Origin of the sequence: Zobellia barbeyronii, assembly GCF_018603515.1 — a bacterium.
GTDB classification, from domain to species: Bacteria; Bacteroidota; Bacteroidia; order Flavobacteriales; family Flavobacteriaceae; genus Zobellia; species Zobellia barbeyronii.
In genome coordinates this window covers 750,099-762,105 of the sequence record NZ_JACATN010000001.1, presented here as the reverse complement: position 1 = coordinate 762,105, position 12,007 = coordinate 750,099, and the positions used below count along the sequence as shown (strand labels likewise).

The window sequence follows — 12,007 nt, the reverse complement described above, 5'->3', positions numbered from 1 at the left end:
GTATATATACGTAATTTTATAACTTGCTGTATCTAATTTTGGTGTCTTGCATCAAAAAGGAAATGCAATGTTGAAAAAAAAAACACATAAGACCGTTTGTTCCTACTGCGGCGTAGGATGCGGTATACTGGTAGATGTAGACAGCAAAGGTAAGATAGAGGTAGACGGTGATCCGGAATACCCTTCCAATAAAGGCATGTTATGCTCTAAAGGAAGAAATCTTAATTACGTTGCGCAAGACACTAGTGACAGAATTATGCATCCAGAAATGAGATGGAGTAGAAACCATCCATTGCAAAAAGTAAGCTGGGACACCGCTTTTGAACGTGCTGCGGCCGTTTTTAAAAGTATCATTGACAAACACGGGCCGGATAGCGTTGGTTTCTATGTATCAGGTCAATGTCTTACTGAAGAATATTATTTGGTAAATAAAATTACCAAAGGTTTTATTGGCACCAACAATGTGGACACTAATAGTCGCCTTTGTATGAGTTCTGCTGTTGTGGGCTATAAAAAAGCTTTGGGTGAAGATTCTGTGCCCATTTCATATGAGGATATTGAATTGGCAGATTGTTTTTTGATTGCAGGAGCTAACCCTGCTTGGTGTCATCCTATTCTATACAGACGTCTGGAACAACATAAAGAAGATAATCCCAATGTAAAAATAATAGTTGTAGACCCTAGAGTAACACAGACCTGTGCTTCGGCAGATTTACATTTACAAATTCTTCCTGGAACAGATGTTATTCTGTTTAATGCCATAGCTAGGTGGCTTATTGAAAAGAAGAAAATAGATAAGAGTTTTATTAAAAAACATACTTCTAATTTTGATGCTTGCAAAGAGAGTGCTTTTACACTTTCTCTACGCCAAGCAGCTGAAAAATGTGGCGTGCCTGTTGCTGATATCCGTAAAGCAGCGCAGTACATTGGTGATGCCAACAAATTTATCAGCATGTGGACCATGGGACTCAATCAAAGTGTGATTGGGGTTTCTAAAAACGTGTCTTTACTAAACCTTTCATTGCTAACTGGGCAAATAGGTAAACCTGGTTGCGGTCCGTTTTCATTAACGGGTCAACCCAATGCTATGGGTGGTCGTGAAGTAGGTGGTATGGCAAACCTTTTGGCAGCACATAAAGATTTGGGTAACCCCCAACATAGAAAAGAAGTCTCTGATTTTTGGGGAGGAAAAGAAATTAATTCTGAACCGGGCTATACCGCAACAGAAATGTTCAATGCCTTGGAAAGCGGAAAATTGAAAGCCATATGGATTATCTGTACCAATCCTGTGGTGAGTATGCCAAATGCCAATAAGATTGAAAAAGCTTTAAAGAAGGCTGCGTTTGTAGTGGTTCAAGATATTAGCCATAATTCCGAAACTACCAAGTTTGCAGATTTGGTGCTTCCGGCTGCAGGATGGTTAGAGAAAGAGGGCACTATGACCAATTCTGAAAGAAGAATTAGTTATTTACCTAAAGTTATTGATGCTCCAGGAGAGGCTTTGCCAGATGCAGAAATTCTTTGGCGTTTTGCTCAAGCTATGGGGTATGAAGGCTTTGATTATAAAAACGCAGCTGAAGTTTATGATGAACATTGCCTTTTAACAAAGGGCACGAATATAGATATTACAGGTCTGTCTCACGAACGCTTAAAAAACGAGGGAAGTTTCCAATGGCCGGTTCCCCATAAAACCCATCCGGGTACACCGCGTTTGTTCACAGATTTAAACTTTCACACGAACGATAAAAAGGCACATTTTAATGCGCCACGAAGTCTTTATAATAAATCAGAAGCCACAGATATAGAATATCCTTTAGTATTAAATACGGGAAGGGTAAGAGATCAATGGCATACGCGAACAAAAACCGGAAAAGTAAAGCGTTTGCTTACCCATGTTCCGCAACCGTACCTAGAAATGAACAAAGTAGATGCTTTTCTACGGAAGTTAAAAGAAGGGGATATTGCGGTTATTAAAAGTAGAAGAGGAGAAGTACAGGTTAAGGTGAAAATCAATTTTGATATTCGCGAACGTGTAGTTTTTCTTCCCATGCACTGGGGTAAAGTCTTAAATAATGATTTTGGTAGGGCCAATAATCTTACCAATGATTTAGTAGATCCTATTTCTAAGGAGCCGGATTTTAAATACTGTGCCGTTCAGGTAGAAAAGTTTGTAAAACCAGCTCAGAAAATTATTGTTATTGGAGCAGGTGCGGCTGCTTATCGCTTTATTCAATCTTATAGAGAGAAAAATAAAAAGGATGAGCTGCATGTTTTTTCTAAAGAGAAAGATCCATTTTATAACCGTGTTCTGTTGCCTGAATATGTAAGTGATGAACTTTCATGGGAAGCGCTAGAGAAACTAAAATCAGGAGAATTACAAAAGCTGAATGTGAACTTGCACTCCGGAATCGGTATCAGTGATGTAAATACATCTATGAAGCAGGTTACCGATAGTGACGGATTAATACATTCGTATGATTTGCTAATAATGGCTACGGGTAGCCGTGCTTTTGTACCTAGTGAGGTGCAGATAGATTTACCTGGTCGTTTTACGATGCGTGAACGTGGAGATGCGGATAAGTTGAAACAGTACCTGCAAAAAACAGGGCTACCGGCAAACGAACAACATGTGGTTATCGTTGGTGGTGGTTTGTTAGGGCTAGAGTTGGCGGCTGCGCTTAAAAAGATAGACATCAATATTAGTATCGTTCAAAGGGCACCACGCCTTATGGAACGTCAGTTAGATAGTGTTGCAAGTCGTCTTTTGGCAGAAGATGTTCTCGAAAGAAACATCAACCTTTATTTTGATAGTGAGGTAAGTACGGTTTTTGAGGAAAAAGAGAATCCGTTTAGATTATTGGTTAACCTAAAAACAGGAAGAACCATTCAATGTAATGCCATTGTTTACGCTATAGGAACAAGACCGAATATTGAATTGGCGAAAAAAGCCGATTTGAATACTAGACGTGGCGTAATTGTCAATTCATATTTACAAACCAATGACCCATCTGTTTTCGCCTTGGGCGAAATTGCTGAGTTCAATAACTCCCTTTTCGGAATAACATCGGCGGCGGAACAACAGGCAGATATTGCTGCTAACTACATTTTAGGCGATTATAGCAGTATTTATAACGGCTCTGTTCTCATGAATATTCTGAAGTTCGAAAATCTAGATTTGTGTAGTATTGGGATGGTGAATGCACCTTCAGGAGATAGTAGTTACGAAGAGATTATTTTGATGGATGTTAGTAAACGCTTCTATAAAAAATGTATCGTTAAAAATGATACTTTAAAAGGAGCGATATTAATGGGTGATAAGAATGAGTTCGCCGAGTTCAAGCGTTTGATAGAAGAAGAAATAGAACTATCAGAAAAGCGAAACGAGCTGCTTAGAGGAGCATCAACTACTGTTCCTTTAAAAGGAAAACTGGTCTGTTCTTGCAGCCAAGTGGGCGAAGGCAATGTTATTGATGCTATTGCCGGTGGCTGCTCGGAATTTAACACATTGTGCTCAGAAACAGGAGCAGGATTAGGATGTGGCAGCTGTAAACCAGAAGTCAAGGCCATATTGAACAAACAACTACAATTAGCAAATTAAAAAATCGGGATTATGAACGATGATCTGCACCGTATATTAATAAAAGGAGGAGTTACTTCACCAGGGGAACTCAAGGATATTATAGGTTTATTGGAAGCTGCGGGATTGAGCGAAGTTTACTTCGGTTCAAGACAAGATTTACTTTTTCCACTAAAAGGGGTTGAAGAAAATCAGCTAGAGCATATATCAAAGTTCAATACTAATATCATTAATGAAAGACAGTATCAGAATATTGTAAGCTCTTACGTTACTGCAGATATTTTTGATATGACCCACTGGCTTAAAGGATCTACCTATCTCTATATCCTAGAGGGATTTGATTTTCTTCCGGAGCTAAAAATAAATATCACAGATCCTAAGCAAAGGTTGGTTCCTCTCTTTAGTGGAAACCTAAATTTTATAGCTTCTGAGAATGAAGATTATTGGTACTTGAATATTAAGCTACCACATTGGGAGAAAGCAGCATTCTATCCCGTTTTGATTTACAGTTGGGATATTACCACTATTTCCAAGGCCATTGAAGAGATTCATGAAGATATTCAAGATGTAGAAGAACTGTTTTTTATCTTGAACAAGAATCTCGATACCAATAACAAGACCATAGAAAAAGAGCTAAAAGTGCCTTATCTAACTTTTCCTTATTATGAGGGTATGAACCGTATGGGGCTTGATCAATATTGGTTAGGTCTATATTGGCGGAACAATAGGTATGACCTATCGTTCTTAAAAGAATTCTGTGGTTTTTGTTTAGATAACAGTATTGGTAAAATTTGTATCACCCCTTGGAAATCGTTTGTTGTAAAAGGTATTCAGAAGCAGAGCAGGCAGGCATTAGAGCGGTTTTTAGGACAGTGGGGTATAAATGTCAGGCATTCGCAATTAGAAATGAATTGGCATCTACCAGTAGATGATAACGAGGCTTTAGAACTTAAGAAATTTTTGGTTCGCAGTTTTGACCAAAATGATATTAGTACCTACGGACTTACATTTGGCATAAGCAACGATGTGGGCAAGAGATCTCATTTTGCTTCGGTGGTTATAGAAAAAAATAGTTCGCCTACAATCGTAAAAGATTTTGATGTGCGCCCTACATATAACGTACTTCACTTTCAGAATTTTGACCCTAACACCCAAAAATATTTGGCTTATGCTCAAGACGTAGATAAAATTGAGTTACCGGGTCTATTAATGGAACTCAGTAAAAAGTACTTTGATCAATTGGGTAGAGAAGTTGAAAAAACTGAAGCACCTAAGAAGGCTATAGAGCAAGAGATGAAAACTATTCATCAATGTCAATCTTGTTTTACCGTCTATGATCCGTTATATGGCGATTTAGTAGCTGATATTCCTGTGGGCACAGCGTTTGAAGATTTGCCGGATACGTATGTCTGTGCCGTTTGTGAAGCAACAAAATCACAATTCGAAAAAACTGAATTGAATTATTCGTGCTGATTTTTATTACATTTGGATAGTACCTAAATACCATTCCAAATGAACAAAAAGTATATTGCTCTGTTAAGTTGTATTTTACTATTCACGGCTTGCAAAAACAATCCTGACAAAAACAAGGAAGTAGAAAACCCTGTAGACGAGATAACCATTCAAAAGCCGACAATGAAATGGGAGTCGGTTGCGTCCGCAGATGGCAGTAAACCTGTGGCCCGTCACGAAGCTGCATTTGTTCGTGTAGATGATAAATTTTATTTATTAGGGGGAAGAGACATCCGCCCTGTGAGTATTTATGACACGAATACTAAAGTTTGGTCTAAAGGTGCTAAGCCACCTATTGAAATGCATCATTTTCAACCTGTAATTTATCAGAACAAAATATACCTTATTTCGGCGTTGACGGGGAAATACCCTGCTGAAACTCCAACGGAGCATATTTATATTTATGACCCTGCCAATGATGAGTGGTCAAAGGGTGATGAAATCCCCAAAGAAAGAAGACGTGGTTCTACAGGAAATGTACTGTACGAAGGTAAAGTCTATATTTCTTGTGGAATAAAAAATGGTCATATAGGAGACCATAAAAAATGGATGGACAGTTACGATCCAAGTACAGGTGAGTGGGAGGTTTTAGCAGATGCACCTCGTGCAAGAGACCATTTTCAAGCGGTTTTGGCAGATGGAAAGATTTACGCCCCAGCGGGCAGAAACTCGGGTCTTGATCCTGATTCTGTTTTTGGAGGGACCATAGGAGAGGTTGATGTGTATGATATAAAAAGTAATACTTGGGAGACTTTACCAGAAAATATTCCAACCCAACGCGCCGGAAATGCAGCCACACTTTACAATAATGAAGTTATAGTGGTTGGCGGTGAATCTACAGCGCAGGAAAAAGCACATGCTGAAGTTGAGGTCTTGGATTTAAATACGCATAAATGGCATAAGCTACCAGCCATGATAGAGGGCAGACACGGTAGTGGTCTGGTGCTTTTTGAAGACGATTTATACATTGCTTCCGGATGTGGAAATAGAGGAGGGTCTCCTGAACTAACCACTATGGAAAAATTTGGTGTAGAAGATTGATTTTCAGTAGAATAATTTTAAAATTATTTTTTAAATCGTGCCAAAAAACATATTACATTTGATAGGGAATTTCCCCAAATCAAATTATATAAATGGATTTAAGAGACGGTGTTAAAACCGCAGAAAATAAAGTGTCTTCCGAGACTAAAAAACTAAGCGAATTTGTAAAGGACAAAAGTAAATCTTTGGTGGACCGCTTGGAGTCGTATGAAGACATTATAAATCTTGAGGTGGGAGATACGGGTTTACACCGTGCCAAAACCATGGAGCGTGAGTTTGATATTCGCCAGCTTTATATAAAGTACGAGGGCGATAACCCTACTGGTACGCAAAAGGATCGTATTGCTTTTGCACAAATCTACGATGCACTCCGAAGGGAATTTAAAGTGGTTTCTTTGGCTACTTGTGGTAATTATGGAGTTGCGGTTGCTTTGGCGGCGAACTTGGCTGGTATTGCCTGTAGAATTTATATTCCCGAGAGTTTTCATACAGACCGTGTTGTTGAGATGCAATTACTTGGAGCCGAGATTATTCGGATGCCCGGTAGTTATGAAGATGTCGTAAAAGAAAGTAGCGAACTCGCAAAAAATAACGATTGGTATGATGCTAATCCTGGAGGAGCGAATACACCTTTACAGATTAGTGCGTACTCCCAGATTGCAACAGAGATTTTCGAAGATTTAGGAGATGCACCTAAGTATTGCGCAGTTCCGGTTTCCAACGGTACGCTTTTCGCGGGAATTTATCGTGGGTTTGTTAGTCTGTACAAGAGAGGGAAAACCTCTAGAATACCAAAAATGATTGCAGCGTCATCCTCTAGAAAAAATCCTATTATTCAATCGTTCTTGCAAGGTCTAGACCATTGTAAAGATTTGAATCCGGATACAATCAAAGAAACCAAGTACAATGAACCACTTATAAACTGGCACAGTTTTGATGGAGAAGAGGCTTTGTATGCATTAAAAGAGTCTGGTGGTGAGGCATACAATATCAGTGATAAAAAACTGAAAGACATGACAGCCTTATTAGCAAAGAAAGAAGGCTTTCGTATTTTACCGGCATCTACTGCAGGACTTATAGCATTGCTAGAACTTGATGAAAAAATGAATTTTGAACCAGACCGTTTTGTTGCGGTACTGACAGCAAAAAATTAATATTAAGAGAATGAAAAAATCAATTGATGGAAATGCTCTAGTCTATTGCGATGGAGCTTTCAATACGCCGAATGGAAAAACTGCGCACGGTCTAGTTCGTTTTACAGAACGCTACGATGTTGTAGGAGTGATAGATATTAATTACGCAGGAAGGGATGCAGGTGAAGTTCTTGATGGGAAACCTAGCGGAATCCCGGTTTTTGCAACTATAGATCAAGCTGTTGAAACTTTAAAAGCTTCTGGTAACATACCTGAATCACTTGTTATTGGTTTAGCACCTGATGGTGGCCGGTTACCGCATGAAGCAAAAACTACTATTTCTAAAGCTTTGGAAATGGGTTGGAATGTAGATAGCGGACTGCACGACTTTTTGACCAACGATGCAGCATTGATGGCAATTGCTACCAAAAATAACTGTCGCATTCGTGATGTACGTAAAACACCGGACAGGGATAAACTCCATTTTTTTACAGGAGATATAGAAAAAGTAGATTGCCTTAAATTGGCTGTTTTGGGTACAGATTCTGCACTTGGCAAACGTACAACAGCATGGCTTTTAGTTCATGGTTTGAGAGATGCAGGTCAAAAAGCGGAGATGATCGGAACTGGCCAGACTGCTTGGATGCAAGGTGCAAAATATAGTATGGTAATGGATAGTTGCATCAACGATTTTGTTTCGGGTGAGATTGAGCATGCCGTTGTAAGTGCGTATAAAAATGAAAACCCTGATGTTATCGTTATTGAAGGTCAGGGCAGTCTTATGAACCCTGCTTACCCAGGGGGATTTGAGATTTTGGCAGCCGGAAGACCTGATTATGTCATATTGCAACATGCCCCAAAACGATTGGAATATGATGGGTTTCCAGGCTATAAAATGCATTCTCTAGCAGAGCAGATAAATGCTATTGAAGTTATTTCTGGTAAAAAGGTAATAGCCATTACTGTAAACCATGAAGATATGGAAGAAGATGAGATTCTAGAGGCGTGCAAACAAATTACCCTAGAAACAAAACTCCCTGCTTTTGATGTTTTAAAGTATGGAGCAAAAGAACTAGTGGCATTATTAAAGGAAAAAATTCAATGAAAATAACAAATGTGTCTTATGAGAGGCTTGATCTAAAACTCTCAGAACCTTATACTATCGCTTATGAAACGATAGATAATACGGTAAATTTTATACTTAAAATTGAGACAGATAGTGCTATTGTAGGATACGGTTGCGGGGCTCCTGATAAGAGTGTAACAGGAGAACACCCCAAAGAAGTAGAGATGGCTCTAAAAGAGCTTATCATTCCCTACCTAAAAGGCAAGGACCCTTTTACCTATGCCTTTCTCTTAATGGAGCTTAAAAAGCTTTTAGGAAGAAAATCATCTTCCTTGGCCATGGTAGATATGGCACTTTATGACTTAATGTCTAAAAAGGCAGATGTACCACTTTATAAGTTTTTAGGCGGTTACCGCCAGAGCATTGCCACAAGTATAACGATTGGTATTTTATCTTTAGATGACACTCTGGCGCAAGCAAAGGATTTTGTACAGCAGGGTTTTTCTATCCTGAAAGTTAAAGGGGGACATAGCCTTGCGGATGACATTGAAAAAATGACGTTGTTACATGAGAAATTTCCTGAGGTTACTTTCCGATTTGATGGAAATCAAGGATATACGGTGGTTGATTCTGTTGCATTCGTAAAGGCAACAAGTCAAATTGGAATCGAAATTTTTGAACAGCCTACGAAACAGGAAAAGGAAGAGCGCTTGGGCCAGGTTATGGATCAGATAGACATACCGTTAATGGCCGATGAAAGTTTAAAAACCCTTACTGATGTTTTCAGACTTGCCCAAAATGAACGGGTAGATATGGTGAATATTAAGCTGATGAAGGTTGGAGGCATTTTTGAGGGAATGCATATTAATTCCGTAGCAAAATCAGCTGGTATTGAAACCATGGTGGGTTGCAATGATGAATGTGCTTTAGGTATATCCGCAGGACTTCATTTTGCACTTTCCAGACCCAATATCCGGTATGCCGATTTAGATGGGCATTTAGATGTGGTGGATGACCCTTTTAAAGGTTTGTTCAGATTAGAAAAAGGCGTCCTATACCCATCGGATGCTCCAGGATTAGGAAAAATAAGTTTGTAATTGACTAGTTTTCTTTACTCTCCTGAATAGAGATATCCCTTCGGAATGGAATGAATAAAGGATCAACATCTTTTGTCTCACCCACAACCGATTCTATTTCTCTTTTCAAGTAATTTAAATGGGCAATGGTTAGCCTGTCCGTCATTACAGGAATGGTTCTCTTAATTTTACCTTGAAGATTTATAAGGTTATCTAATGCTAAAGAGCGAACATCCGTATTGGACGTATAGCCTTCAGAAAGTTTAGCTAAAATACCTTCTACCATCCCTTCTGCTTCATCGGGTTTGTAGAGGGTAATTAAGTTAGAGACATATGATTTCTGTAATTTTCTTCGGTAGGCGTTGGTTTGGTAGAAAACATTCATATCTCCCCAAACCAACTGGTTCAAATCATCCATATAATCTTGCGGAAGATAAGGGTCTTCGTCTTCGTAACGTTCGGCAATAAATGTCATTCTACTTAATCGACTTCCGCCTAAAAGATTGAGCATAATACTTTCCATAGTCTTCGTAACGGATTCTTTTGATTGCGGAGATTGTATGGCATTTAGTATATCGTTTCTTAACAACCATTTAGGCTCTTTGAAGATATAATTATTCAAGAAGACCAATGCCTGCTTTTGCTTTTGCTTTTCCACAGGACGGTACACTTCACCTTCTTCTCCCATGGTTTTTGGAGTAACATAAATACCCGCAATATTTTTGGATACATGAAAAATGTAATCGCTATACTGCCCAACAAGGTCCTTATAAATTTGATCTAGATTGGCATAGTCATCGCTACTTTTCTCTTGTGTCCATTTTTTCAAGAAAGGTGCAATACGTTGTAAGTTTAGAATACCGTACATACTAGCCTGCATGGCATCATCACCTAAATCTTCGGTCTGAGACCTAGGGTCAAAATCACGGCCTTCGCCACCAAACCAAAGCCTTGGATTGGATGAAACGCTATCCACTACCATTTGGCTTAAAAGGTCTTTCTCGTCTTTAATAGACAAGTCATCTGCGAATCTAGAATAGCCCCATTGAATGGCCCATTTGTCGTAATCGCCTATGCGAGGCATTAAATCTTCCGCAGGAATACTATCTTCTGGTTGCGCTACATAATTAAAACGAGCATAGTCCATTATTGAACTTGTGTGTCCGTTCTTTTTTAGAAATTCTGCATCACGTAATTTTTCCACAGGAGTTGCAGAGCTAGCCCCCATATTGTGTCTAAGTCCTAACGTATGACCAACTTCATGAGAGGCTACAAAACGGATGAGGTTCCCCATAAGTTCCGTATCATATTCCATTTTTCTAGCACGTTCATCAACAGCACCAGCTTGAACCATATACCAGCTATGCAATAGGCTCATAAGATTGTGATACCACCCAATATGACTTTCCAATATTTCGCCACTCCTAGGGTCTACAATATTGGGCCCGTATGCATTTTTTGAAGGCGAAGCAAAATAACGAAGAACTGAAAAACGAGAATCTTCAAGACTCATGCTTTTATCATTTTCTGGCCAAGGCTTTCCAACAATTGCATTTTTAAATCCGGCCTGTTCAAAAGCCACTTGCCAATCGTTTATTCCTTGTATAAGAAAAGGTCTCCACTTTTTAGGAGTAGCAGGATCAATATAATAGACAATAGGATTTTTTGGTTCTACCAACTCACCTTGCTTCCATTTTAAGGAATCTTCGGCTTTAGGTTCTAATCGCCATCTATGAATATAGGTGTTGCGATCTACCTGTTGTTGGTCATCGCCATATTCTAAATATGAGCTTGCAAAATAACCTACACGGTCATCGTACAGTCTTTTTCTCATAGGAACCTTTGGAAGCAGAATAAAGGAATTATTGATTTCTAAAGTAACTACTCCTGCAAGAATGGCTGCTGGAAGTTCTTTTCTTTTGTCTAACCCCGATTTGGCCTTATAGGTTTTAACGGTCTTTATTTCGGTATTTAATGGAAATGAATTTATTTCCTTTATATAGGATTTATCTTTTTCAAGGGAAGTCAGTTTGTAATCGTCCTTTTTGTCGCCACTAAGCGCTAAAAGGGGATTTTCGCCATTTATGAAATCCGTTACATCTATTATTTGAGATTGCTTGTCATCATTGGTAGCCTTAATAGTGAAAGCTTCAAGAATAGGGGTGATGTTAGAATTATTCACCGCTTTTGATATGGCATCGTCTTCGCTAGCTGCGCTAACCAATGTGGCAATGCGAAGAAAAATATTATTTGAAGGACCTTTTTCGAAGGTTATGGTGTTTTCTGAAATTTTCTCTCCACCGTAGTTTCCACCTCCAGAAGGTGTTTTTATAAATCTTGTTACCACAAGCATCTCACGATTGAAAAGGCTATCGGGTATTTCAAAATAATACTTATCTCCTACTTTGTGGACATCAAAGAGACCTGCTTTAGATACAGCTTCACTAGTAATTAAGCGGTCGTAAGCTTTAGCGCCCGTTGCCGCTAGGCTTTCTACTTTACCTTTTTTGTTTGATTTTCGAGCCACGCCAATGGTGCTGCAAGATACAGCCAACAGTAGCAACCCTATGTATGTAAAAAGTTGTTTCATTGATATAAAAAT

7 protein-coding genes are annotated in these 12,007 nt (G+C 38.9%); 6 read left to right on the top strand and 1 reads right to left on the bottom strand.

What is annotated here, in order from left to right:
• Window positions 1–67: 67 nt before the first annotated feature.
• From HW347_RS03050 to HW347_RS03025, 6 genes are all read left to right on the top strand, one after another.
• On the top strand, window positions 68–3,598 hold the full coding sequence (locus HW347_RS03050) for a nitrate reductase (RefSeq protein WP_214610466.1): 3,531 nt from the start codon (window positions 68–70) through the stop codon (window positions 3,596–3,598).
• 12 nt (window positions 3,599–3,610) lie between these two features.
• Window positions 3,611–5,050: a rubredoxin gene (locus HW347_RS03045; RefSeq protein WP_214610465.1), complete on the top strand. Its 1,440-nt coding sequence runs from the start codon at window positions 3,611–3,613 to the stop codon at window positions 5,048–5,050.
• Window positions 5,051–5,089: 39 nt separating this feature from the next.
• Window positions 5,090–6,130: a Kelch repeat-containing protein gene (locus HW347_RS03040; protein WP_214610464.1), complete on the top strand. Its 1,041-nt coding sequence runs from the start codon at window positions 5,090–5,092 to the stop codon at window positions 6,128–6,130.
• A gap of 92 nt (window positions 6,131–6,222) precedes the next feature.
• On the top strand, window positions 6,223–7,284 hold the full coding sequence (locus HW347_RS03035) for a pyridoxal-phosphate dependent enzyme (protein ID WP_214610463.1): 1,062 nt from the start codon (window positions 6,223–6,225) through the stop codon (window positions 7,282–7,284).
• Between the two features lie 10 nt (window positions 7,285–7,294).
• Window positions 7,295–8,368, top strand: a complete 1,074-nt coding sequence (locus tag HW347_RS03030) for a DUF1611 domain-containing protein (RefSeq protein ID WP_214610462.1) — start codon at window positions 7,295–7,297, stop codon at window positions 8,366–8,368.
• Window positions 8,365–9,426 (top strand): mandelate racemase/muconate lactonizing enzyme family protein, encoded by a 1,062-nt coding sequence (locus HW347_RS03025; RefSeq protein ID WP_214610461.1) that lies wholly within the window; start codon window positions 8,365–8,367, stop codon window positions 9,424–9,426. Before HW347_RS03030 ends, HW347_RS03025 begins: the two co-directional genes overlap by 4 nt.
• Window positions 9,427–9,430: 4 nt before the next feature.
• On the opposite strand, the gene HW347_RS03020 is transcribed toward HW347_RS03025, so the two are convergent.
• The gene (locus tag HW347_RS03020; RefSeq protein WP_214610460.1) at window positions 9,431–11,995 is read right to left on the bottom strand and encodes a zinc-dependent metalloprotease; all 2,565 of its coding nucleotides are present in this window, start codon (window positions 11,993–11,995) and stop codon (window positions 9,431–9,433) included.
• Window positions 11,996–12,007 lie beyond the last annotated feature (12 nt).

What these genes read in the sequence shown, in the direction of transcription:
- HW347_RS03050 (WP_214610466.1), top strand. Translation starts at nt 68, where the DNA reads ATGTTGAAAAAAAAAACACATAAGACCGTTTGTTCCTACTGCGGCGTA.
- HW347_RS03045 (WP_214610465.1), top strand. Translation starts at nt 3,611, where the DNA reads ATGAACGATGATCTGCACCGTATATTAATAAAAGGAGGAGTTACTTCA.
- HW347_RS03040 (WP_214610464.1), top strand. Translation starts at nt 5,090, where the DNA reads ATGAACAAAAAGTATATTGCTCTGTTAAGTTGTATTTTACTATTCACG.
- HW347_RS03035 (WP_214610463.1), top strand. Translation starts at nt 6,223, where the DNA reads ATGGATTTAAGAGACGGTGTTAAAACCGCAGAAAATAAAGTGTCTTCC.
- HW347_RS03030 (WP_214610462.1), top strand. Translation starts at nt 7,295, where the DNA reads ATGAAAAAATCAATTGATGGAAATGCTCTAGTCTATTGCGATGGAGCT.
- HW347_RS03025 (WP_214610461.1), top strand. Translation starts at nt 8,365, where the DNA reads ATGAAAATAACAAATGTGTCTTATGAGAGGCTTGATCTAAAACTCTCA.
- HW347_RS03020 (WP_214610460.1), bottom strand. Translation starts at nt 11,995, where the DNA reads ATGAAACAACTTTTTACATACATAGGGTTGCTACTGTTGGCTGTATCT.